Genomic DNA, 23,728 nt, shown 5'->3' with positions numbered 1-23,728 from the left:
GGAATGAGGAGTGAGGAGTGAGAGAAGGCTGATGCGGAACCGGCTGTGGCCTTCTCTCACTCCTCACTCCTCTTCACTCACTCCTGCCTGTCAGCCAGTCTCCTCACCGCCGGCGTCGTTCGCCGAGGGCGCCGGGGTGACCAGCAGCTTGTCGATGCGGGCGCCGTCCAGGTCGACCACCTCGAAGCGGATGCCGCGCCAGGCGAATACCTCGCCGACCTGCGGCACGTGGCCCAACGCGGTCATCACCATGCCCGCCACGGTGCGGAAATCGTGGTCCGCCTCGCCCGGCAGTTCGCCGGTGCGCAGCAGTTCGCGCAGGTCGTCGGTGGACAAGCTGCCGTCGATCAGCCAGCTGCCGTCGGCGCGCTGCTTGATCGGGCTTTCGTCGCTGCCGCCGTGGCCGATCTGGCTGGCGCCGACCACCGCGGCCAGCAGGTCGTTGACGGTGACCACGCCCTCGATGTCGCCGTACTCGTCCACCACCAGGGCCAGCGGCGTCTCCGCGTCGCGGAACTCCTCCAGCAGGTCGAGGGCGCGCGCCGTGGCCGGCACGAACAGCGGCCGGGACAGATGGCCGAACAACTCCGGGCTGCCTTCGGCGAAGCTGTGCAGCATGCGCTTGACCTCGACCACGCCGACCACGTCGCTCTCGTCGCCGCGGTACACCGGGTAGCGCGAGTACGGCGTCTGCCGCATCACCTCGATGTTCTCCTCGCGCGATGCGGTGAGGTCCAGCCAGGCGATGCGCATGCGCGGCGTCATCACGCTGTCCACCGTGCGGTCGCCCAGGCGCAGCACGCGGTTGACCATGTTGTGCTCGTCCTCGTCGATCACGCCCGCCTCGACGCTCTCGGCAACCAGCAGGCGGATCTCCTCCTCGGTGACCACGCCGCGGCCGTGCGTATTGATGCGCAGCAGGCGCAGCAGCAGGCCGCTGGATGCGTTGAGCAGCCACACGAACGGCGAGGTGATCCGCGCCAGCACCAGCATCGGGATGGCGGCGTACGACGCCACCTTCTCCGGTGCGGCAAGCGCCAGCCGCTTGGGCACCAGTTCGCCGATCACGATCTGGATGTACGAGATCAGCGCGAAACCGAGCACGATGCCCGCGCCGCGCGCGTACGGCAGCAGCCAGGCCATGTGCTCACCGGTCAGCACGGCGGCGATGTGCGCGCCCAGTGCATCGCCGGCAACCGCGCCGGTCACCAGCATCACCAGGGTGATGCCGACCTGCACGGTGGAGAGGAAGCGCTCCGGCGCCTCGGCGTGGCGCAGCGCGGCCGCGGCCTTGCGGCTGGTGCGGGCCATCTGCTTGAGGCGGCTGGGCCGCGACGCGACCAGGGCCATCTCCGACAGCGCGAAGAAGCCGTTGCACAGCGCAAGCACGAAGACGAGCGCGATTTCGGTCAGCATCGCGGCGGAGGTGTCGGAGGGTGCATGGGCACAGTGTAAGGGCAGCGGGGCTCCGCTTCACGCGGATATTGATGCATGGCAGCACGGGCATCCTGTAACATTTCCGTCATCCCGCTCCTTCAGGCATGGCCAGCATGTTTTCATTGCAGACGATTTTCGGCAAAGGCGACAAGTTCTACGGCCTGCTTGAACAGAGCGCCAGCGCCGCCAGCGAAAGCGCCCAGGCCCTGCACGACCTGCTGACCAAGCCGGACCAGGGCTCGGTGATGGCGCGCTTCGCGGCGACCCGCGCGCGGGAGAAGGAGCTGGCCGCGCAGATCAGCGAGGGGCTGGTCAACACCTTCGTCACCGCGCTGGATCGCGAGGACATCGAGGCGTTGAACTCCTCGCTGTACAAGATCCCCAAGACCATCGAGAAATTCGCCGAGCGCTACGAGATCGTCTCCGCCCGCCTGGGCGGCGTAGATTTCGCGCAGCGCGCGCAGGTGCTGCTGCATTCCAGCGAGGTGGTGGCCGAGATGGTCGGCGAGCTGCGCAACGGCCTGCGCATCGATCGCGTGAAGAAGCTGCAGGATCGCCTGCAGGCGCTGGAGTCGGAGGGCGACCGCATGCTGCTGGCGCCGTACCGCACCCTGTATGTCGAAGGCAGCGACGCGATGCGCGCGATGCTGGCCAAGGATCTGTTCGAGCTGATCGAGAAGGCCATCGACAAGTGTCGCGACGTGGGCAATATCGTCTACTCGATCGTGCTGAAGAACTCCTGAGGGCCCGCTCGTGACCCTGCGCCTTTCGCCTCGTTCGGCCGCCGGCCGCCGCCTTGTCGCGGGAGTTCGCGCATGAGCGTCGTCATCGCGGTGGTGGTGATCGCGCTGGCGTTCACCTACATCAACGGCTTCCACGACACCGCCAATTCCATCGCCACGGTGGTGGCCACCAAGGTGCTCAGTCCGGGCCAGGCCGTGTTGATGGCCGCCGGCACCAACCTGGTCGGCGCCTTCCTCGGCACCGCCGTGGCCGCCACGATCGCCTCGGGCCTGATCAATGCCGGCGTGCTGGAGGTGAGCTCGCAGCTGCTGATCTGCGCGCTGCTGGCGGCGATCGTGTGGAACCTGATCACTTGGTGGCTGGGCCTGCCGTCGAGCTCCAGCCACGCGCTGATCGGCTCCCTGGTCGGCGCCGCGCTGGCCGCGTCGGGCAACAACTTCGACTCGGTGATCTGGATCCATGGCGGCTGGTTCGAAGGCAGCGGCGTCATTCCCAAGGTCATCATCCCGATGGTGGTGTCGCCGGTGGGCGGCTTCATCATCGGTTTCATCGTGATGGGTTTGCTGTACGCGCTGCTGTCGTGGTTCGCCAGCCGTCAGGGCTGGTCGCGTCGGTTCGGCCGCACGCCGTTCGTCAACGCGCTGTTCGGCAAGGCGCAGATCCTCTCGGCCGGCGCGATGGGCGTGGCGCACGGCATGAACGATGCGCAGAAGAGCATGGGCATCATCGCGCTGGCGCTGGCCGGCGCCACCGCGGCGCACGAGTTCGACCACCTGCCGTGGATACTCGGCTTCCTGCGCATCGAGGAGAACCCGGCCGGCGGCTTCGTGATCCCGGTGTGGGTGAAGGTGGTCTCGGCGCTGACCATGGCCGCGGGCACCGCCGGCGGCGGCTGGCGCATCATCAAGACGCTGGGCCACAAGATGGTCAAGCTGCATCCGATCAACGGTTTCGCCGCCGAAACCAGCGGTGCGCTGGTGATCCTCAGCGCCTCGGTGTTCGGCATCCCGGTGTCGACCACCCATATCGTGTCGTCCTCGATCATGGGCGTGGGCGCTGCCAAGCGTTTCAGCGCGATTCGCTGGTCGGTGGTGGAGCGGATGGTATGGGCGTGGATCCTGACCCTGCCGATCACCGCGCTGCTGGCCTACGGCTTCGTGCTGGCGTATCGCGCGGCGTTCTGAGGCACCGCTACAAGGCATCCTCGTCGCTGGCGATGACCTGCTCCAGGCGGTCGCCCAGCTTGCCCAGCACGCGGATCACCCGGTCCAGTTCCGCGGCGTCGAGGAATTCGTACAGGCGGTTTTCGCACAGGTGCAGGTAGGGCGAACCGTCCAGGTCGGCCACCGCCAGGAAACCGGTGCGCTGCTCCCAGTTGAAGCGCAGGCAGCGCTGCGGATCGGTGCCGGCAAGCGGACCGATCGGGGTGGACACGCGCAGGTAGCGACGGCCGGATTCGCCCTCCAGCTCGGCCAGGTAGATGCCCTGGTGGCGACCCTGGCCGAGCGCCAGGTCGAAGCTGATCAGGTAGGGATCGTTGTGGTGCAACTGGTGCGCGCCGGCAAGGTGGGAGCGCACGGCTTCGAAGTGGCGCATGGTGCCATTCCCGTGGGACAGAGCCCGAGGTTACTCTGTCGGGCCTCGCCTGCCGAGTCGGCGGGTTGTACCGGAGTGCCCATGCAAGACCGCAACGCCCGCATCTATGCCGCCATCGCCGCGATTCCGCCCGGCCGCGTGGCCAGTTATGGCGCGATCGCCGCGCGTGCGGGGCTGCCGGGGCGGGCACGGCTGGTCGGGCGGCTGCTGGGCGAGGTGCCCGAGGGCATGGAGTTGCCGTGGTTCCGCGTGCTGCGGGCCAGCGGCCACGTCGCGATGCCGCCGGGCAGCCGCGGCTTCCGCGAACAGTGCCGCCGGCTGCGTGCCGAGGGCGTGGAGGTGGTCAACGGCCGCGTGCCGCTGTCGCGCTTCGGCCTGGACGGCAACCTCGACCACGCGCTGTGGGGCTGGCCCGACGCGTGAGTTGCTCCGCTACTCTGCGTCGCCGCGGCGACGTCCGGTCGGCTTGAACGGCTGGTCGAACTGGCGGATGAAGTCGCGCACCTGCGGGTAGACCGTTTCGCGCCAGCGGCGGCCGCTGAAGATGCCGTAGTGGCCGGCACCTTCGATCACCCGGTGCGCGCGGCGCTTCGCCGGGATGCTGCTGCACAGGTCGTGCGCCGCCTCGGTCTGGCCCAGGCCGGAGATGTCGTCCAGCTCGCCCTCGATGGTCAGCAGCGCGCTGTGCCGGATCGCGACGGGCTCCACGCGTTCGCCGGCGACGTCCCATAGCCCGCGCGGCAGCAGCGCCTGCTGGAACACCTTCTCGATCGTGTCGAGGTAGAACCGCGCCGGCATGTCCAGCACGGCGTTGTACTCGTCGTAGAACTTGCGGTGCGCCTCGGCGTCTTCCTGGTCGCCGCGCAGCAGGTCCTGGTAGAAGTCCCAGTGCGAGCTCATGTGCCGGCCGGGGTTCATCGTGATGAAGCCGGCGTGCTGCAGGAAGCCCGGGTAGACCTCCCGCCCGCGCCCCGGATAGTTCGGCGGTACGGTGTGGATCACGTTGCCCCTGAACCACGACAGCGGCTGGCGGGTGGCCAGGTTGTCGACGCTGGTGGGGCTGCGCCGCGGGTCGATCGGGCCGCCCATCATGGTCAGGCTGCGCGGGGTGGCCTCGCCGCGCGCGGCCATCAGCGACACCGCCGCCAGCACCGGCACGGTGGGCTGGCACACGGAAATGACGTGCAGCGATTCGGCGCCGATGTGGCGGATGAACTCCTCCACGTAGGCGACGTAGTCGTCGAGGCTGAAGGTGCCCTCGGCGGCCGGCACCATGCGCGCGTCGACCCAGTCGGTGACGTACACCTTGTGGTCGCGCAGCAGCGTGCGCACGGTGTCGCGCAGCAAGGTGGCGTGATGACCGGACAGCGGCGCCACCACCAGCACGATCGGGTCCTTCTTCATCTTCTCGATGGTGGCCGGATCGTCGCTGAAACGCTTGAAGCGCTTGAGCTGGCAGAACGGTTTGGCCAGGGCCAGGCGCTCGATCACCGCGATCTCCTGGTCGTGGGCCTGGGCCACGTGGATGCCGAAGGCGGGCTTCTCGTAATCCTTGCCGAGCCGGTAGACCAGTTCGTTGGCGGCGGCCAGCCGCTGCACGCCGGGAAAGGCGGCAAACGGGTTGCCGCGGGCGCTGAGCATGCGGGCGTTGGCCTCGGCGTAATAGCTCAACGGGCCGAGCAGCGAGCGCTGCCATTCATGGATTTGATAGAGCATCGAGTCGGGTGGTGGGTCGCAAACCCCGCATCTTAGCGGGAATGGCCGCCTCGTGTTGCAATGCGGCAGAGACCTGGATCTCAACTCGCGCGGCGGCACCGCAGCAGCACTTCGTCCACGCCCCGGGTGTCGCCCAGGCCCTCGCGCCAGTGCAACGGCTTCTGGAAATGCAGCCCCAGCGGCATGAACACGCGGTTGTACCACCACATCGCGCGTGCATGCTGGTGGTCCAGGAACCACTCCGCCAGCGCCAGCAGGCGCGGCGAATTCGGCTGCATGCCGTAGATCGCGCTGTGCTCCAGCACCAGGCCGTGCCCGGCCAGCAGGGCGAGGATCTGCGCCGGCTCGTAGCGGCGGCAGTGGCCCACGCAATCGTCGAACGCGGTCCAGGCCTGCGGGTGCAGCGGCACCGACAGCAGCACGTGCGCGCCGGGCGCCGCCACCCGGGCCAGCTCCGCCAGTGCGCCGTGGTCGTCGGCGACGTGTTCGAGGATGTCCAGCGCGCAGACCAGGTCGAAGCTGGCGTCACGCCAGGGCAGCGCGCCGATCATGCCGTGCACCGCCGTCGCGCCGCGGGCCTGCAGCCGCCGCACGGCAGCCTCGCTCAGGTCGACGAAGCAGGTATCGCGCAGCGGCAGCCGCGGGCGCAGCCCGGGCGCCACCTCCAGCCGGCGCGGCGCCTCGTGCGCCAGTGCCCGCAGCAGTGGCCAGGTATTGAAGCGGGAGGGTTCGACCAGGTTGGCCCGTTCCCACAACGGCTCGTAGAAGTTGCGGTTGCGGCGGACCAGCTCGGCGTTGCTGCAGTGCTCGGCGGCGGGCGGGGAGGACATCGGCGGATTGAACCGCGTCGGCGCGATGCGCGGCGTGAAGGCCCGGCGATGCCCACTTGGCGCGCAATCCAGATAACCGTCGCCTGGCCGTCATCCCAGCGGAAGCTGGGATCCAGCGCCTTCACCTCCGCCTGAAGACACTGGGTTCCAGCTTTCGCTGGAATGACGGGCAAAAACCGTTCGCAGCTAGACGGACCGCCGCAGCTCGGTGCCCGCGACGATATCGTGCAGCGCGCGCCGGCGCGGGTCGACCAGGGCCACCGCGAACCACGCGGCCCAGGCTGCCAGCAGCACCCACAGCGTGGCGCGCAGGCCCAGCACCGGTGCCAGCATCAGCAGCAGCATCGGCGCGGCAGCGACCAGCAGGCGCAGCATCGCCTGCTGCGCAGTCACGCCGGTGCCGTCGCGGCCGACCACGCGGATGTGCCATGGCCGCATGCCCACGGTCTGGCCGCCGCGCAGCCACGAGCCGATGAAGTACGCCGACACCACCAGCGCCTGCAGCGGCCGGTACCACGCCGGCACCTGCGTGTGATCGGCGCCCTGCACCAGGTGCCCGCCGGTGGCCAGCTGGCTGAGCAGGCCCACCACCATCACGATCGCCACCACGATCAGCAGGTCGTAGACCAGCGCCAGCAGGCGTCGCCACAGCGGGCAGGGCGGGGCGGTGGGCGCGTCGGAACGGTCGGGCATCGGCATCGGGTCGCTTGCGTGGAGCGCGCGCGATGGTCAGCATCGTGCGCATGGACAAGGAAGAAAACCCCGCCAGTATCGCCGAAGCCGATCGCCGCGGCATCGCGCTGTTCATCGAGCGGGTGTGGTCGGAGGACGGCCTGGCCGAGCGCACGCTCGAAGCGTACCGGCGCGATCTCGAAGCGCTGGCGCGCTGGCTGGCGTCGCGCGGACGCAACTTGCGCACGGCCACGCGCGAGGACATCTCCGCCTATCACGGCGCGCAACCGGCGGCCGTCCGCTCGATCGCGCGACGGCAGTCGGCGTTTCGCCGCTACTACGCCTGCGTGGCCCGCGACGAGCCGGATTTCGTCGACCCCACCTTGCTGATCGAACGGCCGAAGATGCCGCGCAGCCTGCCCAAGGCGCTGGCCGAACGCGAGATCGAGGGCTTGCTCAATGCTCCCGATACCGACACCACGCTGGGCCTGCGCGATCGCGCCATGCTGGAGCTGATGTACGCCTCCGGTCTGCGCGTGTCCGAACTGGTGGAGTTGCCGCTGGCGGCGCTGAACACGCGCCAGGGCGTGTTGCGGGTCACCGGCAAGGGCGGCAAGGACCGGCTGGTGCCGGTCGGTGAAGTGGCGCTGGAACGGATCGCCGACTATCTCGCCGTCGCCCGGCCGGTACTGGCGAAAGGCCGGCAGCCGGCTGCACTGTTCCTCAGCCGGCGCGGCGAGGGCATGAGCCGGCAGATGTTCTGGACCCTGGTCAAGCGCCACGCGCAGCGGGTCGGCATCCACGCCAAACGCATTTCCCCGCACGTGCTGCGCCACTCCTTCGCCACCCACCTGCTCAACCACGGCGCCGACCTGCGCGCCCTGCAGATGCTGCTCGGCCACAGCTCGCTCAGCACCACCCAGATCTACACCCTGGTGGCAAAGGAAGGGCTGAAGCGGCTGCATGCGCAGCATCATCCGCGGGGGTGACGGTGTCGATTTGCGATTCGGTCGTTCGTCGTCAGGCTGAACACGTGGCAAAACGGAGGTGTTGCAACGCGCAGCGACCTTCCACGCCACCCATTCGGCCAACGAGGAGTCCAACATGCAACTTGCCAACTATCTGTTTTTCGATAACCAGGCCGCGGAAGCGTTCGATTTCTACGCCCGTTGCCTTGGCGGCAAGATCGTGATGAAGGTGACATTCGGCGAGATGCCCGAGGGCGGGGATGCCTCGCCGGAGATCCGCGATCTGATTGCCCACGTGAGCCTCGCGGTCGGCGATGCGCTGCTGATGGGCTCGGACTGGTGCACGCCCCCCGGTGAAGCGTATCCGGGCATCCACGGCAACGCGGTGTCGCTGAGCGTGGACCAGCCCGAGGAGGCGGAGCGCCTGTTTGCCGCGTTGAGCGAGGGCGCCAACGTGACGATGCCGCTGACGGAGACCTCGTGGGCACGGCGGTTCGGCACGCTGACCGACCGCTACGGCGCGATGTGGATGGTCAACTGCCACAAGGTGGCGTGAACTGAGCGAAGGCGGGCAGATGCGCCTTCCCACCCTGACGAGGACAAACCATGAAACCGATTCGATGCGGAATACAGCCCCTGGCCTGGCTGGTGCTGCCGTTGCTTGCCATGGCGACGACCGTCGTGGCGCAACCTGTTGCCTACACCGTCGACCCGTCGCATACCTACCCGAGTTTCGCCGCTGACCACATGGGTCTTTCGACTTGGCGCGGCAAGTTCAATCACAGCGCGGGCACGATCATCCTGGATCGCGCTGCGCAGACGGGCAAGGTACATATCGTGACCGAGGTGGCCAGTATCAACTTCGGCCACGCCCAACTCGACAAGATGGTATTGGGCGCCGCGCTGCCGTCGTCCCTGTGCAAGACGCAGTGTGGATTCTTCGACGCGGACAAACATCCGCAGGCGATCTACGACGGCACGTTGGCGGATTTCGTCGATGGCTCGCCCGCGCGCGTGGTCGGCCAGCTGACCCTGCGCGGCGTTACCCGCCCGCTGGATCTCAAGATCGAACACTTCAAATGCGAGCCCGAATTCATCTGAAACCGCGCGAACGCTGTGGCGCCGAAGCATCGGCGAGCTTCGACCGCGCCGCCTTCGGCATCGACGCCGGCCAGTCTTCCGGCATGGACACGAAGGTGGCGCTGCAGATCCAGGTCGAGGCCTTGCAGGACAAGTGAGGCTGTGGTTGGGGCATCACGGTTTCACTGCCCCGCCCGGCACGCACATGGATCAGCTCGCATGCGCTGGCGCCTGATCCTCGCGGGAGTCGACCCAGGATGCCGGCGCGAGCAAAGCGAAATCTGGCACCGCGTTCCGGCCTGATCGACAAGGATGTCGGGCGAACATTGAATGGCGGTAGTTGGCGACCGTGCCAGCATGCTGGATACTCGATCCGGTGAAGACTCGCCCGCTTTCCAGTGATTCCGCCTCGCTCGCCCTCGCTGCCGCCAGATTCATCGATGAATTGGACAGTGAGTCTTTCCTGTCCACGGCTTTTGAGGCGATCAGCAGTATCGTTTCATTGGACAACTTCATTGTCTTCGCCTACCGCCAGGAATTTGTCGCCGATCTGGTTCATTCCAACCTCGACCTGAAACGGCTTGGCAGCCAGATGAAGCCGTACACCAACGGCCTGTACATGCTGGATCCGTTTTACGTGGCGGAAACGCAGGATCATCGCCGTGGACTGTTGCGTCTTGACGAAGTGGCTCCCGAGGATTTCAGGGAGAGCGAGTTCTACCTCACCTTCTATACCTCGGTCGGAGTTCTGGACGAGCTGCACTATGTGATACTGATCGAGCCAGGCCGTTCGGTACACCTGTTCATGGAACGCGAGCTGCCCAGCCCGAAGTTCTCGTCTGAAGAAATCCGGCGCCTCGAGGTGCTGGAGCCGATGGTCGCCAGTGCGGTTCGACGCCACTGGGCCTGGCGCGATCGCGTGCTGTCTGCGCAGCACCCTTCACCCATCCAGTCGGCCGGCGGCATCGACGGGGTGATTCGCAACATGCGCCCGGAACAGATCACTCCGCGCGAAGTGGAAGTCATCGGTTTGTCGCTGCGCGGCTACTCTTCCAAACTCATCGCCGATCAACTGGGTATCAGCGAAGGCACGGTCACCAACCACAAGCGAAATGTCTACGACAAGCTGGGAATCCACTCCCAGAGCCAGCTGTTCTCGTTGTTTCTGGACACGCTCACGAACCAGCCTCACGGCTGAAGATGGTCAGACCTTCTCCTTTCGACGCCAGGTCCCACCTCGCCTCTTCCACATCTCCCCGGACACCACCCGTCAGTTTCTTGCTATGGCCGTTCCTGCAGGCAGTTCATAGCCTGTAGCGGAAGATCCATCACATTGAGACGGGGAGACGCTCCATGCGATATCGACTCACAGCCCTTACTCGCGCCCTGCGCCGCGCGGCAATCGTCAGCCCGATCGCCCTCTGTGGTGTCAGCACCATGGCTTTCGCCGATCAGGCACCCGCCAGCACACCGGCCAGCTCGAGTTCAACCGGCAAACCTCATGTCGTGGAACTGAGCACCGTCGTTGTCACCGTACGCAAGCACGAGGAACGCGGGCAGGATGTTCCGCAGTCGCTCAACGTCTTCTCCGGGGCCGAGCTGGAAGCTTCCGGCGTGACTACGCTGCAACAGCTCCAGTTCCAGATGCCGGGCGTCGCCGTAGTCAGCGGACCGGGCAATCAGATCTCCATCCGCGGTGTGAGCAACAACGCGTCGCCGCGTGGCGGTGGCCCTTCAACCGCCGTGCACATTGATGGCGTCTACGTACCTAATCCACAGATGGCGTTGGACGAAGGCGAGACGTTCGACCTGAGTCGTGTGGAAGTGCTGAAAGGACCGGAAGGCACCTTGTATGGTCGCAATGCGACGGCGGGGGTGATCAACTACATCACCCGGGACCCGGACAAGAACTCCACCTTTGACGGCTTTGTTGGCGGCGGCTCATACGGGCTGCGTGAGTTTCAGGGCGGACTGAATTTTTCCGCGGGGAAATTCGCGGACTTCCGCATCGGCCTCGCAAGCGCCAAAGACGATGGCTACACGAAGAATCTCGACCCGGCCGGAGGCCATATCGATGCCAAGGACTACCAGGCCCTGCGGTTGAAGGGGATATTCCATCTCGCCCCCGGCGTGGAGGCCCGCCTTACCGCGCAACACGTCAACGACACCGGCACGGTGGGATATGGCGTCCAGGAAAATCCTGACACGCTCAACTATGTCAACTCCCTGTTGCCGCCGCAACGGCAGGATGCGCGCCATATTCGGGTGGACGCCGCTCCGGACATCCATCGGCGCGGCACCCTCGTATCGGCGCAGGTTTCGGCCGATCTCGACGATGGGCTGACGTTCAAATCCATTACGGGTTACGTGAACTACAACAGTCGCTACGACTACGATTCCGACGGTACTGGCGGGTTTATCGAAGTCGCCGGCGGGCGCGATCACTCGACCTACTGGTCACAGGAATTTCAGCTCAGCGGGAATGCGCTGGAAAACCTGTCGTGGACATCCGGCTTGTACTTTTCGCGCGAATCGACCTCGGGTTCCTCATTGGTGCAGGATGCCAACGACTATCCCGTCGATTTGACCCCCTACATTTTCTATACCGATCGATTCTCGGCGCGGGATCGTTCCGCCGCCATTTTCGGCGAGGCCACCTACTGGTTGACGGAAAAGTGGTCGATTCTCGCGGGCGCCCGTTATACGCACGAGACGATAAAGGGTTCGGCCGACGGTTCGGGCATCGATTACGACACCTTCACCCAGGTACCGTACTCCGGCGCCGAATCGACCGCATCGAGCCGCTTCACGCCCAAGCTGGTGCTGCAGTACCAGCCAAGCCTCGATCACATGTTCTATGCCAGCGTCACCACCGGCTTCAAGAGTGGCGGCATCAATTTCAATCCGCCGATGGGCACTTATCGGCCCGAGCTGATCACGTCCTACGAACTGGGCAGCAAGAACACGTTCGCCGATGGCGCGATGGCGTTGGATTTTGCCGGCTTCTACTACGACTACAGGGATCTGCAACTGCGCACCGTGGTGGGCAAGGAAGCACCGATCTCCAATGTGTCAAAGGCCACCGTAAAGGGCGTGGAAATGACCTTTGCGATACGACCGACCAAGGGTTTGACCCTGGACCTCAACGGCGCGCTGGTGGACAGTTCACTCAAGCACTACGTTTCGCCGGCGACGGGCACCGACCTCAGCGGAATGCGGTTGCCTCTTTCGCCGAAATTCAGTGGCACAGCGGGCGCGCAGTACCGCTTCGACATGGGCAGCGGCACATTGACCGCGCGCGTCGAAGTCAACCGGCAAGGCGCCATCATTTTCCCGGCGCTGCAGAATCCTGCCATCGAACGCCGTGGCGCGATCACCCTGGTGAATGCGAATCTGCGTTACAGCTTCCCTGACAAACGCACCTACATTGCCTTGATCGGGCGCAACTTGAGCAATGTTACCTATCTCTCCAACCGGAACTACTCGGCTGGATTCTCCGACATCGAAACCTTTGCCGCGCCACGTACCGTGGAACTGCGCATCGGCACAAAATTCTGATGTTTGCCTTGCATCCCATTCCGCTCCCCTGCGAACACGGGCGTTCGATCAGGCTCGACCCCGCGCGCACGGCGCTGGCCTGCATCGACTTCCAAGCCGACTTCGTGCTGCCCGAGGGGCGTGCCGGCATGCAGGGGCTTGCCATCGCCGGCTTGCTCACCGCGTTGTCCGCCGCAGAGCGTGCGTTGTCCGCCGCGCGGCAAGCGGGCATCTTCGTCTTCCACACGCGCGAGTGCTACGCCCCGGATCTCTCGGATCTGAACCCGTTTCGCCGCAAGCACGACAAGGCCATCGGTTCACCCGGACCGCTGGGCCGCTTTCTGGTGAAAGGCGAAGCAGGTACCGAAATCGTTCCCTCCATGCGCCCTGCTGCGCGGGAGCCGGTGATCGACAAGGCCGGGTTCAGCGCGTTTCACCAAACCACGCTCGACACCATGCTCAAGACGCGTGGAATCGATACCTTGCTTTTGATTGGCCTTACCACGCAGTGCTGTGTGGCTTCGACGTTACGCTCGGCCGTGGACATCGGTTACGCCTGCGTGCTCCTGCAGGATGCCTGCGCGACGTATGACCCCGCAGATCACGAGGCGACCGTGCGGGTGATCTACAGCGAAGGCGACAACTTCGGCTGGGTAAGCGATTCCCAACGTCTGGCCGACGCCGTTTGCGACACCGCCGCCACTTCAGGGAGTTGATCCATGCCAAACCAGACTCCTGCAGCACTGAACGTGCGTGTGAATGTGGAAAGCTGGCCATTGCGCGAGCCGTTCACGATTTCCCGCCGCACCTTTACCGCCAGCCTCGTTGCCACCGCGAACGTCTACGACCTGGAAGGCAACGTGGGCAACGGCGAATGCGAACCGCACGAGTGGAGCGAAGCCGCCGCCCTGGATCTCGTGGCGCAGGTCGGCCTGGTTCCCGGCTCCACCCAATGCCCATCCTGGGCCGAGGGTTTGACGCGAGACACCCTGGGCCAACGGCTGAGCCGATCGCCGATGCGCAATGCCATCGATTGCGCGCTGTGGGATCTGGAATCGAAGGCGACGGGAAAGCCTGCACACGTACTGGCCGGTTTGTCATGGCAGGCCGTGCCGGTCATGGCCACCCTGGGCATCGACACGCCCGAGATCATGGCGCGTGCCGCATCCCGGCACCAAGGCGCGCGCTGGCTGAAGGTCAAGGTCGGCAGCAACGATGGCCAGGATGCGCTACGCATTGAAGCGGTGGCGGCAGCCGTGCCCGGCACCGATCTGCTTCTCGACGCCAACGCGGGCTGGTCGCCGTCGGTACTGGCTTCGCTGCTACCCCTGTGCCAACGTTCGGGCGTGCGCATCATCGAGCAGCCGCTGCCGCCGCTTCAGGATGAGGACATGCCAAAACCCGTGAGCGACATCCTGTTTTGCGCGGACGAAAGTTGTCTTGATCGCGCCAGCATGCCCGTGGTGCGCAAGCACTTTCAGTACATTAATATCAAACTGGACAAGACCGGCGGGCTCACCGAAGCGCTGGCCTTGCGCGCCGAGGCGGAAAGGTCGGGACTGGGTGTGATGGTCGGCATGATGAGCGGCAGTTCGCTCGCGGTTGCACCGGCTTTCCTCCTCGCGCAAGGGCTCGATGTGGTTGACCTCGAGCTGGGGTTCATGCTGCGCGACCGCGAGCCGCCCATGCACATCGAAAATGCTTTCCTGCAGCCCCCCAGCCGTCATCTGTGGGGCTGAACGTGGCCATGGCCCAGGCCGCTCCAGTGCAACCCGTCCCCTACCAGAAGCGGGATGCGCTATTGACGCTGCTGGCCATCATCGCCGTCAGCGTCACGCTGAATGCCGTGATCCTTCCGTTTGCGCAAGTAGTGGATCCGGTCAGCCGAAGCTTCGGCATCAATGACCTCCAGTTCAGCCTGTTGATCGGCGCGTTCTACGCAGTTCCTTCCACCGTCATGGCAGTCGCGGGTGGCTGGCTTGCGGATCGCTTCTCCCGTCGCCGGCTGCTGCTTTGCGCCATATCGGCATGGACCGCGGGAGCCATTTGGACCGCCCTGGCTGCAAGCTATGGGCAACTCGCCATCGCACGCATGGTGGTGGCCGCAGCGGCCGGCATCACGTTCCCCGTGGCGATGACCTGGGTCAATGATGCCTTCCCGCCCGAGCGTCGCGCCAAGGCAATCGGCGCACTGTTCATCGTGCTCAACATCGGTCCGGGCATAAGTTCCGCACTGGGCGGTACCGCGCTTGGGGCGACCAGTTCGGGGTTGTTTGCCTCTATCCCCCTCATCGGTCAACTTGCGCCCTGGCGGAGCGCCCTGCTGTTGCTGGCGCTGACCAATGTGATTTCGCTGGTTTGGGTGGCGCTGCTGCGCGATGCGCCGCGTGCACCACAAGAACCCGTTCGAGCGCTGAATCCGGCACATCCGGACGATGCGGCATTCCCCATGTTCCTGGTGGCGGCACTGATTGCCGGTGCGGCCCTGTTGGCGCTTTCCGACTCGGCCAACCTGGCCTGGCTACCTACCGTGCTCAAGCGCCAATATGGGTTCGATGCGGAACAGGTCGGCTTCACGTTTGCGTTGATCACCATGGCGGCAGGCATCCTGGGACCTTTGTTGGCAGGGTTCCTTGACGATCGCGTCCATAGTCGCCACGGCATCTTTGGCAGCGTGATTACTTGCGCGATCGCGTGTGCGATATGCGCGCCCCTGCTTTCCTCGTTCGCTGGAACAAGCGCGCACCTGCTGGTCACTGCCCTGCTCGCAAGCGGGATATTCTCGGTCATGGCCATGACGGTCGGTTACGTCGCCATCCAGTCGCTGTTGTCGTCGAGACGACGTGGCACCGGCACGGGTATCGCCCATGCCATGACCAACCTGACGACGGCATTCGCCCCTACCGTGGTGGCCGGGGTTTCCGGCGGCATCTCAAGAGGGCCGGCAACGCTGGGTACAGGCGTCGCCATCGTCACGGTGCTTGCGTTCCTGTCAGCTGCCGCCCTGTACAGCGGCGTTGCCTGGAAATTGCGTGGCAGTCGGCCCACAGCGCACTGAACGCGCGGATCGCTCAGTCAGCCCCAGAGCTCGGGTTGCGGCGCAGTGAGGTAGCCGTCCATATATTTCATTGCAGCAGGTCGGTCAGCGCTGCAAAGCAACGGCGCGTCGAGGTCGACATACTGGCAACGCTGGGCCACCACGAAGTGCGGGGCCATGGATAGTGAACTGCCGCCCATGTTGCCGACCATCAATCCGAACCCCATGGTCGCAGCCGCTTCGGCGAGCGCAAGGCCTTCAGTCAAGCCGCCACACTTGTCCAGCTTGATATTGACGAACTGGTACAGGCCCCTCAAACGCGGCAAGGAAGCGCGGTCAGTACAGGATTCGTCCGCCGCCAATGGCATCGGGCCGGCATAGCCGGAAAGACTGTCGTCCTGGCCACGCGGAACGGGTTGCTCGATCAGCTCGACTCCGCTTTCGGCAAGCGGAACAACCAGCTCATCCAGCAGTTTGCGGTCCCACGATTGGTTGGCGTCGATGACCAGGCGCGCCGCGGGATGTTCCTCGCGCGCCCAGCGCACCGTCTCCAGATGCTGTTCGCGGTTGGCCTTGATTTTCAGGAGTGGCATATGGCGCATGGCGCGCACGCGTCGACGGAAGTCGGCTTCCGTCGCCAGCCCCAACGTATAGGCGGTGCAAACGGGAGCGACGGTGGCCATGCCCGCCAGTTCCCAGACACGCCGCCCGGATTGCTTGGCGCGGAGATCCCACAGCGCGCAGTCGATCGCATTGCGAGCGCCCCCGGGCGGCAACAGCATCAACAGGTCCTCATGGCTCGTGTCGCTCGACAGGCGCGTTGCCACTTCGGCAATCTGTGCAAGCAGGCTGTGCTGGGTCTCGCCATCGTAGGGCAGACCCATCGCCTCACCGCGGCCCGTGTTGCCCCGGTCGTCGGTCAGTTCGACGGTAACGGCTTCCATCGCGACATAGGTGCCGCGGGCGATGCGCACGGGCTCGATCAGTGCCCAGTTGTCGGCGCGCGCTTTCAGGGTGAGCGGCATGGCGTCAGCGGTAACTGGATGCGAATTTGAGGAAGGTGAGCACGTCGAGATAGCGCGTCGTTTCGAGCAGCAGTTCGCGCGCGGACACCTGTTTCACACCCGGATAGAACGAGCGGGCATACGCCTCGGCTGGCCGGGAGAACTCCAGCGTGAAGGCGAACTCGGCCGGCAGCGCGACACACGGCAACGGCGCCTGGTTGACGGCCACTTCCACGGCTTCGCGGACACGGCGCACGGCTTCCGACGGCATGAGCGATTGCACGGAAGGCCCGATCCCGCGCAGCGTGGCGACGGTGACGATGCCATCGACCAGCCTTTCCGCCTCTTCGCACTGCGCCTGATCGCCAGAGACAAACAGCACGGGTACATCTACTGTCGCCGCTGCCATCGCAAAGAGATGAAACTCGGACATCGTTACGCCATTCAGGGTGACGCGCGAAAACAATCGCCCGCTCACGGTGTGCGCCAGGGGATTGCCGGCGCTGCTCGCACTGCTGTGGAAACCGATGAAGACGGCGCCCGCGAAACTGTGGTCCAGCTCCTGCACCATCGAGAACGGGTGCCCGCTCCAGCCGCGGATCAGTTCCAGCCGGCAGCCGTCGGGGGTCGACAGGCGACGTGCGTCGATATTGCGGCCGGTCCAGTGAGCATCCTTGATCAGGATCTCCCTGGCCCCTGCGGCAAATGCGCCCTCGCAAGCGGCCGCGACTTCGGCGGTCATCTGCTCCCGAAAGGGCAAGTACTCCGTACTCTGGCCGGGGTCGGCTTCGGAAGGCGCAGCGATGCAGGCCACTCCCTCGATGTCGGCACTGATATAGATTTTCTTCATCGGATGGGCACTCACTCAGGGACGCGCTCGAAGCGCAGGCGACGTGCGCGAAAGGTATCGATCCAGAAGCCATCCCCAGCCTCACTGGCTTCGAGTGCATAGCACTCGTCACCCTGCCATGACGTTGCGCCGAAGCAGCGACTGGAGAACGCCTGCAAGTGGAATGGTCGGTAACCGCTGTAGTCACCGCGAATACGCAGAACGGGATCGTCACCTTCCATCGACAACTCCGCGTCTGCCAACAGGTCTTTCGAGTAGTAGCGCCCAAGCAGCGGCTTGATCAATTCGGCCGTCGTCGCCTGTGGTGGCGTCAGGTGATGCAAGGTGAGCACGTCGCCCGAAAGCGTCATCGGCAAGGCTGCACTCGAAGCGGCCAACAAATCGGCCCTGCGCCACACCAGGGGACCCATGCCTATGTCCTCGAAGAGGGCAAACACACGCTCGTCTTCCTCGTACAGCACGGCAGCGGGTGCCATGTGCATCAACGACAGGCCCAGGCTGCCGTCGATATCGTGAAAGCCAAAGAGCAGACCGCCCCCACCCTGGAATTGCTGGTCAAGCAGATGCCTGTAGTTGTCGCTGTGCGGTCGGGTCGGCGCAGGTGTCAACATGTGCTCTTCAAGCACCAGATCCACCACTTTTCGTCCCAGTGCAGTCGCGCTGACCGGTGCACCATTGACCACGATGACCACGTCCAGCGCATGCTCGGGTACCGTGAGCATCTGGCCATTGAGGCCGAACAAACCTCCGGAGTGGTGGATGAGTTCCACACCACGATAACGATGCCGCTTGAGGCCAAGCCCGTAAGTCGAAATGGTGCCGTTGTGCAGCGTCGCGGGCGTCAACATTTCGCGCCAAGTATCGACATTGCCCACCTTCTTGCTGCCGTTCAAATGGCCGAGCCAGCGCAGAAGATCGTCCACGGTGGAGACGATGCCACCGTCACCGCGAATTTCCGAATCGATCGGCGGCCGCCGCCAGCCACCGAGGCCGTCCGGAACATGGGGCGATGCCATGCCGGGGACCATCGCGGCATCGTCGGCAATCGCATCGGTATCATGCATGCCCAGTGGTTCAAAGATGCGTTGCTTGAGGAATTGCTCGTATGGGTTTCCGGTCAGGTGCTCGATGATTTCCGACAGCGCATGATAGGTGCCGTTGCAATAGAGCTGCCCCATGCCTGGTCCGAAATGTGCCGCGCTCTGTCGCAGCAGCGCATGAAGTTGCCATTGGGAGGGTTGGGGTGCGAACCCGTTGGCGATGGTGCCCATCTCCAGCGTGCAGCGGTAGCCGCTGGTGTGTTGCATGAAATCGCGCAGCGTCGGCGCGCCGAGCGGTGCGGGCAGACCAGGAAGGTAACGCGCGGCTGGCGCGTCGATGTCCAGCAAGCCGTCCTCGGCCAGCAGCAAGATGGCCAGACACGTGAAATGCTTGCTGGTCGAGGCAATGCGGATGCGCGTTTCAGGACGGTTCGCCGTGCCGTGCTGCACACTGGCCAGCCCGAAGCCGCGCCGATAGATGGGGATCCCGTGAAGCGCCACGCCGACGACAGCGCCTGGCGCATCGCTGCGATTCAATGGCGCGAACAGCGCATCGAGTTTATCGATCAGGCCATTGTACGGGGCCGAAATGGCGGCGTTCGACATAGTCAATCCTGTTTTCACTCTTGCATTATGCAGTTCCGCCCCACTATGCGAATGTCGAGTTCTTGCCATGTCTTTGGCTCTGCGCCGTACCTAGTATCAGCGTCATGAACCCGTATCCATCGAGCGATGCCGCACTCGACGATTTGATGGCGCCGTGGAACCGCTCCGACGCACCGGGCGGTGTGCTGGCCATCAGTCATCGTGGCAAATTGTGGGCACACCGCGCAGTGGGGCTGGCCAACGTCGAGACCGGTACGGTTCTCCAGGCCGGCTCCCGCTTTCCGATCGGCTCCATCACCAAGCAATTCACCTGCGCCGCGCTGCTTTTGCTGGAAGCCGATGGCGTGCTGAGCCTGGCCGACCTGGTCGGACGTTGGCTGCCGGATTTGCCGCCGGCACAGCGTGCGCCGAACCTGCACCAGTTGATGACTCACAGCGGCGGCGTGCGTTGTTACCTCGATCAATGGATGTTCGACGGATATCGAACGATGCCCCTCGGCACGCCGTGGTCCGTGCAGAGTCGACAGAGCACGGCCAACTTCCCGCCGGGCGAAGGATCGTCGTATAGCAACGGGGGCTACCTGTTGCTGACCCGGGTGGTCGAACGCGCATCCGGCCTGCCCCTCGGGCGCTTCCTGGCCGAACGGATATTCGCCCCGCTCGGGATGTTCGCAACCTCCCTGCCGAGTCCGGACGGCTCTCGGGAAGTCGGTGAAATCAACACCTACATGCGCGCCGACAAGCCAACCAGCACAACTGGCTGGCAACTGGCTTTGGCGATGACCGAAGAACGATTTGGCGATGGTGGCATGGTATCCACTGCAGGCGACTTGCTGCGTTGGGCGTCGTACCTGCGTCATTCAGCCGGTCCTGTACGACTAGAGCGCATGGCACCCCCATCGGGTCCGAACGACGGTACCGGCTACGGCCTCGGGTTGATCGGCCAGCGTTGGCGCGGTTGTCGCCTGATCCAGCATGCTGGTGGGTTGCCGGGTGCAAACAGCGCCTTGCTGACGCTGCCCGATGAGGCTCTCGATATCGTCGTATTGTTCAATTGCTCCGCACCGGCAACCGACATTGCGCTGCGCTCCGCGGAAATCGTGTTGGGCGAGGGATTGCCTCCTGCACCTGCGCATCCGGATGCAAGGAACCATGGGGGCCTGCTGGGTCAGTACGTGGCGCGTGAAACCGGGCTGCTGTTCGGCTTCAGCGACGTGGATGGCGTACTGTCGTTGAGCCTGTTCGGCGATGCACCGTTTCCACTGGAGGGTCGGGCTCGCCAAGGTGCGGAATTGCCGTTCTGGGCCGATGTGGGAACGGGCGACATGCGGTTCCGCTTGTCTGCGCACAGCATGACCGAAGCGCCTGCAGGCGCAGTGGACTACTTTGATGGCAAACGATGGTATCGCGCCGAGCGTGTGGAGGAGATGTCGTGCGGCATTGAGGAGTTTCTTGCAAGGGTTCCATGCACCTTTCGGTGCGACGAAGCCGACGCCGTGCTGGATTTTGAGGAGCGCTCAGGCGAACTCGTCATTCGTATCCGGGGACAACACGGCAACGGCTGCTATCGCGCCGACATCCTGTCTCCGGACCTGGTGCGATTTTGGCCATCACAGTTTCCGTCAAGCAAACTCGCGCGCCTGATTCGCTCAGGGTCGGGGGTTGCGTCGGTCGTTATCAGCACGAGCCGCACGCGGGCGACGACTTTCACTCGCGAGGGCGCCGTGTGACCGATGCCTCGCTGCCGATTATCGGCGTGCTGGGTGGCATGGGGCCTGCGGCAACCGTGGATTTCCTGCGTCGCCTGATCGCACTCACGCCCGCCGCAAGTGACCAGGATCACCTGCCCGTGCTGGTGTCTTCGATACCGCAAATCCCGGATCGTACCGCGGCTTTCCTGGGCCGCGGCGATTCACCCCTCAACGCGTTGATCACCAACGGCCAACGGTTGGTGCGAGCGGGGGCGAGCTTGATCGTCATGCCTTGCAATACCGCGCACTTGTGGTTCGAGCCCTTGCAGGAGGCGCTGGGGATACCGATGTTGCACATCGTCGACGCAGCCCTGGCCGAACTGGAGACCGATCCTGGTCGCGTGGCGTGCGTGGGTCTCCTCGCCACCGAAGCGACCATTCGCTCAGGCATCTACGTGGACCGCAGCAGGAACGTGATGGCGGAGCAGGCGATCGCCTGGCAGCTTCCTGCACCGGGCGAAATCGCGCAGTGGATTGCGCCGGGTATTGCGGCAGTGAAGGCTGGCGATACCGCGCGTGCGGCCGAATATCTGGGGCGCGCGGCAGACGCGCTCGTCGAGCGTGGTGCCACGCAGATCATTCTTGGATGCACGGAAATTCCGCTGGTTCTCGATCGTCAACGGACAGGTGTTCGTTTGCTCGATGCCAATGAATCGCTGGCGAGAAGAACTGTAGCGTGGGGCCGAAGTCACCCTTCAATGAGCGGAGAGTCTTCGCTTTTGTCACGTTGTTGTCTGGAAAACATCACCCGGCGCTCCATCGGGGTGAACTCTGCCGCGGACAGGCTTCTGGACAGCCGAAACGGTCATCCGACCCTGCAGTCAGCTTCTGTCCAGAGCAGCCCGGCTCACGGGTAGCGCCATCAGGTCCTGGCCCGTGTTCACGGTATCCCCTGACTCTCGATGATCTCCGCGCTTTCCACATAGATCAATTCACACGCCCCGCCGCCGGTATCGTTGCGGGTCATCGAGGTTTTCCAGTGCCAGCCGCCGGGTCGGCTGGCGTCGACCAGGAAGCCCTCGAGGTGGATGACCTGGCCCGAGCGTATCTTTTCCAGCTGCCGTTTCACGCCGGCGTCGGCGGGGATCATGTGCATGTTGGCGCTGGAGGTTTCGATCTCGCGGCGGGGGATCGGGAATTCCTGCACGTGCCAGTAGTAGAAGCGGCCGGACTGGCTGATGTCGATGTGCTGCAGCACGTCGCTGTCGGACATGCGGCCCCAGCCCATGGCCAGATCCAGCGGCACCAGCTTGCCGTCGGCGCCGCCGTAGTCCTTGCGCGAGAGCACGCGGGCGGTGATGTCGAAGTGCGCGCGGGTGGTGAGGGTGGTGTCGCCCTTCTGCAGTTGCGCGCCGTGGTCGAGGTCGACCTGCGCCGGCGCCGCGGCGGCCAGCACGCCGGGGCCGGGATGCACGGTGGCGCGCTCGCGGTGCTTGAGGACGCCCAGCAGCACCAGCGACGCGGCGGCGACGATCAGAAGTTTGCGCATGGGGCCCCGACCCTCGATCTGCGCGGAGTTTACGCGAAGCGGGCGGCGGGCTCAGCCGGCGTCGGACGCGGGCGCTTTCCGGGCGACCGCTGCTCGGCGGCCGCCGCGGGATGGCGGCACCGGTGCCGCCGCCGGCGAGGCCGCCGAATGCGCGTCCAGCAGCTCGGCGGGCAGTTGCCGGAACACCTCGGCCAGGCGCTGCAGGAAGGCGTGCATCGCGGAACTCTTGCGCCACACCATCGCGATGCGGCGGCTGGGCGCGTGGCCCTTGAACTCGATCAGGTGCAGGCCGTCCACCGGTGCCACCGGCGGTTTCACCGCCATCACGGGCAGCAGGGTGATGCCCACGTTGGCGGCCACCATCTGGCGCAGGGTTTCCAGACTGGTGGCGCGGAAGCCGGAGTGCTCGCCGGCGCCGGCCATGTGGCAGACCTCCAGCGCCTGGTCGCGCAGGCAGTGGCCGTCTTCGAGCAGCAGCAGGTTCTGGTGGGACAGGTCGCGCAGCTTGAGCTGCCCCTGCTGGTGCGCCAGCGGGTGCGCCTCGGACACCGCCAGCAGAAACGGTTCCTCGAACAGGAACTCGCTGTGCAGGCTGTCCTCGTGCAGGGGCAAGGCGAGGATGCCGGCATCGAGCCGGCCCTCGCGCAGCAGGCGCAGGATCGCCTCGGTCTTTTCTTCGACCAGCAGCAGTTCCAGTTTGGGAAACGCCTCGCGCACCAATGGCAGCGCATGCGGCAGCAGGTACGGCCCCAGCGTGGGAAAGATGCCCAGCCGCACGGTGCCCGATTCGGGATCGCGCGTGCGCCGCGCCACCGCGCGGATCTGTTCGACGCCGCCGAGCACGTCGCGCGCGCGGATCGCGATGTCGCGGCCGACCTCGGTCAGCAATACCTTGCGCGGCGCGCGCTCGACCAGCGACACGCCCAGCTCCTCTTCCAGTTTCTTGATCTGGGTGGAGAGGGTGGGCTGGCTGACGAAGCACGCGGCCGCCGCGCGACCGAAATGGCGGTGCTCCGCCAGGGCCACGAGGTATTGCAGGTCGCGCAGGTTCATCGCCGTTCCCGGTTCCGCCGAAAGATAGATCATACCTATGACGCAGCGTGGAAATAATCAACGGTGGCGATGTCGCCAACTCCAGCCGTTCACCCGGGTCGAGTCCGGGGCAGGCTCCGAGAGGTGGTGAGTTTTTGCTCTTGCTTCCCCCGCGCAGCGGGGGAAGGTGCCCGAAGGGCGGAAGGGGGGCTTTTCGCTTTGCAAAAGCCAAGATCAAGAGCGCCCCCATCCGCCTTCGGCACCTTCCCCCGCTGCGCGGGGGAAGGAAACGTCGGTGCGCCGCCGCCATCGCATTTTTCACAGGCTCTGAAAGGTCGT

General features: G+C 65.1%; 24 protein-coding genes. 14 read left to right on the top strand and 10 right to left on the bottom strand.

Annotated elements, in window-relative coordinates; genetic code table 11:
* Window positions 1-90: 90 nt before the first annotated feature.
* Window positions 91-1,416: a hemolysin family protein gene (locus ACVCMB_RS08205; RefSeq protein WP_395120011.1), complete on the bottom strand. Its 1,326-nt coding sequence runs from the start codon at window positions 1,414-1,416 to the stop codon at window positions 91-93.
* A gap of 134 nt (window positions 1,417-1,550) precedes the next feature.
* Between ACVCMB_RS08205 and ACVCMB_RS08200 the strand changes: the two genes are divergently transcribed.
* Together ACVCMB_RS08200 and ACVCMB_RS08195 are read left to right on the top strand one after the other, a co-directional pair.
* Window positions 1,551-2,180, top strand: coding sequence for a DUF47 domain-containing protein (locus ACVCMB_RS08200; RefSeq protein ID WP_136259163.1), 630 nt, complete (start codon window positions 1,551-1,553; stop codon window positions 2,178-2,180).
* A gap of 72 nt (window positions 2,181-2,252) precedes the next feature.
* Entirely contained in the window at window positions 2,253-3,365 is a 1,113-nt protein-coding gene (locus ACVCMB_RS08195) for an anion permease (protein WP_447099791.1), read from the top strand.
* A gap of 7 nt (window positions 3,366-3,372) precedes the next feature.
* Here the strand turns inward: ACVCMB_RS08195 and ACVCMB_RS08190 are convergent, their stop codons facing one another.
* Window positions 3,373-3,777 carry a hypothetical protein gene (locus ACVCMB_RS08190; RefSeq protein WP_395120009.1) on the bottom strand — a complete coding sequence of 135 codons (405 nt, stop codon included), beginning with the start codon at window positions 3,775-3,777 and terminating at the stop codon, window positions 3,373-3,375.
* An 81-nt stretch (window positions 3,778-3,858) separates the two neighbouring features.
* Between ACVCMB_RS08190 and ACVCMB_RS08185 the strand changes: the two genes are divergently transcribed.
* Window positions 3,859-4,200: an MGMT family protein gene (locus ACVCMB_RS08185; protein WP_447106620.1), complete on the top strand. Its 342-nt coding sequence runs from the start codon at window positions 3,859-3,861 to the stop codon at window positions 4,198-4,200.
* Between the two features lie 9 nt (window positions 4,201-4,209).
* On the opposite strand, the gene ACVCMB_RS08180 is transcribed toward ACVCMB_RS08185, so the two are convergent.
* From ACVCMB_RS08180 to ACVCMB_RS08170, 3 genes are all read right to left on the bottom strand, one after another.
* Window positions 4,210-5,493 carry a polyhydroxyalkanoate depolymerase gene (locus ACVCMB_RS08180; RefSeq protein ID WP_447106619.1) on the bottom strand — a complete coding sequence of 428 codons (1,284 nt, stop codon included), beginning with the start codon at window positions 5,491-5,493 and terminating at the stop codon, window positions 4,210-4,212.
* Between the two features lie 80 nt (window positions 5,494-5,573).
* Window positions 5,574-6,323: a class I SAM-dependent methyltransferase gene (locus tag ACVCMB_RS08175; protein WP_447106618.1), complete on the bottom strand. Its 750-nt coding sequence runs from the start codon at window positions 6,321-6,323 to the stop codon at window positions 5,574-5,576.
* 186 nt (window positions 6,324-6,509) lie between these two features.
* A complete protein-coding gene (locus tag ACVCMB_RS08170) occupies window positions 6,510-7,016 on the bottom strand; it encodes an RDD family protein (protein ID WP_447106617.1) in 507 nt (168 codons plus the stop codon).
* Window positions 7,017-7,048: 32 nt separating this feature from the next.
* Here ACVCMB_RS08170 and xerD point away from each other — a divergent pair, with 32 nt between their 5' ends.
* The 9 genes from xerD (at window position 7,049) to ACVCMB_RS08125 (ending at window position 15,638) form a co-directional block, all read left to right on the top strand.
* The gene (gene xerD / locus ACVCMB_RS08165) at window positions 7,049-7,984 is read left to right on the top strand and encodes a site-specific tyrosine recombinase XerD (protein WP_447106616.1); all 936 of its coding nucleotides are present in this window, start codon (window positions 7,049-7,051) and stop codon (window positions 7,982-7,984) included.
* 115 nt (window positions 7,985-8,099) lie between these two features.
* Entirely contained in the window at window positions 8,100-8,519 is a 420-nt protein-coding gene (locus tag ACVCMB_RS08160; RefSeq protein WP_447106615.1) for a VOC family protein, read from the top strand.
* A 92-nt stretch (window positions 8,520-8,611) separates the two neighbouring features.
* Window positions 8,612-9,064, top strand: a complete 453-nt coding sequence (locus ACVCMB_RS08155; protein ID WP_447106614.1) for a YceI family protein — start codon at window positions 8,612-8,614, stop codon at window positions 9,062-9,064.
* Window positions 9,043-9,201, top strand: a complete 159-nt coding sequence (locus ACVCMB_RS08150) for a hypothetical protein (protein WP_447106613.1) — start codon at window positions 9,043-9,045, stop codon at window positions 9,199-9,201. Before ACVCMB_RS08155 ends, ACVCMB_RS08150 begins: the two co-directional genes overlap by 22 nt.
* Window positions 9,202-9,419: 218 nt before the next feature.
* A complete protein-coding gene (locus ACVCMB_RS08145) occupies window positions 9,420-10,241 on the top strand; it encodes a helix-turn-helix transcriptional regulator (RefSeq protein ID WP_447106612.1) in 822 nt (273 codons plus the stop codon).
* A gap of 155 nt (window positions 10,242-10,396) precedes the next feature.
* Window positions 10,397-12,601, top strand: coding sequence for a TonB-dependent receptor (locus ACVCMB_RS08140; protein ID WP_447106611.1), 2,205 nt, complete (start codon window positions 10,397-10,399; stop codon window positions 12,599-12,601).
* Entirely contained in the window at window positions 12,601-13,296 is a 696-nt protein-coding gene (locus ACVCMB_RS08135; protein WP_447106610.1) for a cysteine hydrolase family protein, read from the top strand. Before ACVCMB_RS08140 ends, ACVCMB_RS08135 begins: the two co-directional genes overlap by 1 nt.
* Before the next feature lie 3 nt (window positions 13,297-13,299).
* Window positions 13,300-14,319 carry a dipeptide epimerase gene (locus ACVCMB_RS08130; protein WP_447106609.1) on the top strand — a complete coding sequence of 340 codons (1,020 nt, stop codon included), beginning with the start codon at window positions 13,300-13,302 and terminating at the stop codon, window positions 14,317-14,319.
* Between the two features lie 8 nt (window positions 14,320-14,327).
* Window positions 14,328-15,638: an MFS transporter gene (locus ACVCMB_RS08125; protein ID WP_447106608.1), complete on the top strand. Its 1,311-nt coding sequence runs from the start codon at window positions 14,328-14,330 to the stop codon at window positions 15,636-15,638.
* Window positions 15,639-15,655: 17 nt separating this feature from the next.
* Here the strand turns inward: ACVCMB_RS08125 and ACVCMB_RS08120 are convergent, their stop codons facing one another.
* From ACVCMB_RS08120 to ACVCMB_RS08110, 3 genes are read right to left on the bottom strand one after another with little or no spacing between them, the layout of a single operon-like run.
* Window positions 15,656-16,642: a dipeptide epimerase gene (locus ACVCMB_RS08120; RefSeq protein ID WP_447106607.1), complete on the bottom strand. Its 987-nt coding sequence runs from the start codon at window positions 16,640-16,642 to the stop codon at window positions 15,656-15,658.
* A 4-nt stretch (window positions 16,643-16,646) separates the two neighbouring features.
* On the bottom strand, window positions 16,647-17,471 hold the full coding sequence (locus ACVCMB_RS08115; protein WP_447106606.1) for a M55 family metallopeptidase: 825 nt from the start codon (window positions 17,469-17,471) through the stop codon (window positions 16,647-16,649).
* Between the two features lie 11 nt (window positions 17,472-17,482).
* Window positions 17,483-19,117: a serine hydrolase domain-containing protein gene (locus ACVCMB_RS08110; protein WP_447106605.1), complete on the bottom strand. Its 1,635-nt coding sequence runs from the start codon at window positions 19,115-19,117 to the stop codon at window positions 17,483-17,485.
* Window positions 19,118-19,221: 104 nt separating this feature from the next.
* Between ACVCMB_RS08110 and ACVCMB_RS08105 the strand changes: the two genes are divergently transcribed.
* Together ACVCMB_RS08105 and ACVCMB_RS08100 are read left to right on the top strand one after the other, a co-directional pair.
* Window positions 19,222-20,847 carry a serine hydrolase domain-containing protein gene (locus ACVCMB_RS08105; protein ID WP_447106604.1) on the top strand — a complete coding sequence of 542 codons (1,626 nt, stop codon included), beginning with the start codon at window positions 19,222-19,224 and terminating at the stop codon, window positions 20,845-20,847.
* A complete protein-coding gene (locus ACVCMB_RS08100; protein ID WP_447106603.1) occupies window positions 20,844-21,725 on the top strand; it encodes an aspartate/glutamate racemase family protein in 882 nt (293 codons plus the stop codon). The genes ACVCMB_RS08105 and ACVCMB_RS08100 overlap by 4 nt, the downstream gene beginning before the upstream one ends.
* A 23-nt stretch (window positions 21,726-21,748) precedes the next feature.
* Here ACVCMB_RS08100 and ACVCMB_RS08095 read toward each other — a convergent pair whose 3' ends face one another.
* Window positions 21,749-22,357, bottom strand: a complete 609-nt coding sequence (locus ACVCMB_RS08095; protein WP_447106602.1) for a hypothetical protein — start codon at window positions 22,355-22,357, stop codon at window positions 21,749-21,751.
* 51 nt (window positions 22,358-22,408) lie between these two features.
* Window positions 22,409-23,410, bottom strand: a complete 1,002-nt coding sequence (locus ACVCMB_RS08090) for a LysR substrate-binding domain-containing protein (protein ID WP_447106601.1) — start codon at window positions 23,408-23,410, stop codon at window positions 22,409-22,411.
* Window positions 23,411-23,728 lie beyond the last annotated feature (318 nt).

Source organism: Rhodanobacter sp. UC4443_H10, assembly GCF_052978325.1.
This window is presented reverse-complemented; position numbering and strand designations above follow the sequence as displayed.

Bases quoted from the DNA above. Each gene is read 5' to 3' on its own strand.
- ACVCMB_RS08205 (WP_395120011.1), bottom strand. From the start codon at position 1,416: ATGCTGACCGAAATCGCGCTCGTCTTCGTGCTTGCGCTGTGCAACGGC.
- ACVCMB_RS08200 (WP_136259163.1), top strand. From the start codon at position 1,551: ATGTTTTCATTGCAGACGATTTTCGGCAAAGGCGACAAGTTCTACGGC.
- ACVCMB_RS08195 (WP_447099791.1), top strand. From the start codon at position 2,253: ATGAGCGTCGTCATCGCGGTGGTGGTGATCGCGCTGGCGTTCACCTAC.
- ACVCMB_RS08190 (WP_395120009.1), bottom strand. From the start codon at position 3,777: ATGCGCCACTTCGAAGCCGTGCGCTCCCACCTTGCCGGCGCGCACCAG.
- ACVCMB_RS08185 (WP_447106620.1), top strand. From the start codon at position 3,859: ATGCAAGACCGCAACGCCCGCATCTATGCCGCCATCGCCGCGATTCCG.
- ACVCMB_RS08180 (WP_447106619.1), bottom strand. From the start codon at position 5,493: ATGCTCTATCAAATCCATGAATGGCAGCGCTCGCTGCTCGGCCCGTTG.
- ACVCMB_RS08175 (WP_447106618.1), bottom strand. From the start codon at position 6,323: ATGTCCTCCCCGCCCGCCGCCGAGCACTGCAGCAACGCCGAGCTGGTC.
- ACVCMB_RS08170 (WP_447106617.1), bottom strand. From the start codon at position 7,016: ATGCCCGACCGTTCCGACGCGCCCACCGCCCCGCCCTGCCCGCTGTGG.
- xerD (WP_447106616.1), top strand. From the start codon at position 7,049: ATGGTCAGCATCGTGCGCATGGACAAGGAAGAAAACCCCGCCAGTATC.
- ACVCMB_RS08160 (WP_447106615.1), top strand. From the start codon at position 8,100: ATGCAACTTGCCAACTATCTGTTTTTCGATAACCAGGCCGCGGAAGCG.
- ACVCMB_RS08150 (WP_447106613.1), top strand. From the start codon at position 9,043: ATGCGAGCCCGAATTCATCTGAAACCGCGCGAACGCTGTGGCGCCGAA.
- ACVCMB_RS08140 (WP_447106611.1), top strand. From the start codon at position 10,397: ATGCGATATCGACTCACAGCCCTTACTCGCGCCCTGCGCCGCGCGGCA.
- ACVCMB_RS08135 (WP_447106610.1), top strand. From the start codon at position 12,601: ATGTTTGCCTTGCATCCCATTCCGCTCCCCTGCGAACACGGGCGTTCG.
- ACVCMB_RS08130 (WP_447106609.1), top strand. From the start codon at position 13,300: ATGCCAAACCAGACTCCTGCAGCACTGAACGTGCGTGTGAATGTGGAA.
- ACVCMB_RS08125 (WP_447106608.1), top strand. From the start codon at position 14,328: ATGGCCCAGGCCGCTCCAGTGCAACCCGTCCCCTACCAGAAGCGGGAT.
- ACVCMB_RS08120 (WP_447106607.1), bottom strand. From the start codon at position 16,642: ATGCCGCTCACCCTGAAAGCGCGCGCCGACAACTGGGCACTGATCGAG.
- ACVCMB_RS08115 (WP_447106606.1), bottom strand. From the start codon at position 17,471: ATGAAGAAAATCTATATCAGTGCCGACATCGAGGGAGTGGCCTGCATC.
- ACVCMB_RS08110 (WP_447106605.1), bottom strand. From the start codon at position 19,117: ATGTCGAACGCCGCCATTTCGGCCCCGTACAATGGCCTGATCGATAAA.
- ACVCMB_RS08105 (WP_447106604.1), top strand. From the start codon at position 19,222: ATGAACCCGTATCCATCGAGCGATGCCGCACTCGACGATTTGATGGCG.
- ACVCMB_RS08095 (WP_447106602.1), bottom strand. From the start codon at position 22,357: ATGCGCAAACTTCTGATCGTCGCCGCCGCGTCGCTGGTGCTGCTGGGC.
- ACVCMB_RS08090 (WP_447106601.1), bottom strand. From the start codon at position 23,410: ATGAACCTGCGCGACCTGCAATACCTCGTGGCCCTGGCGGAGCACCGC.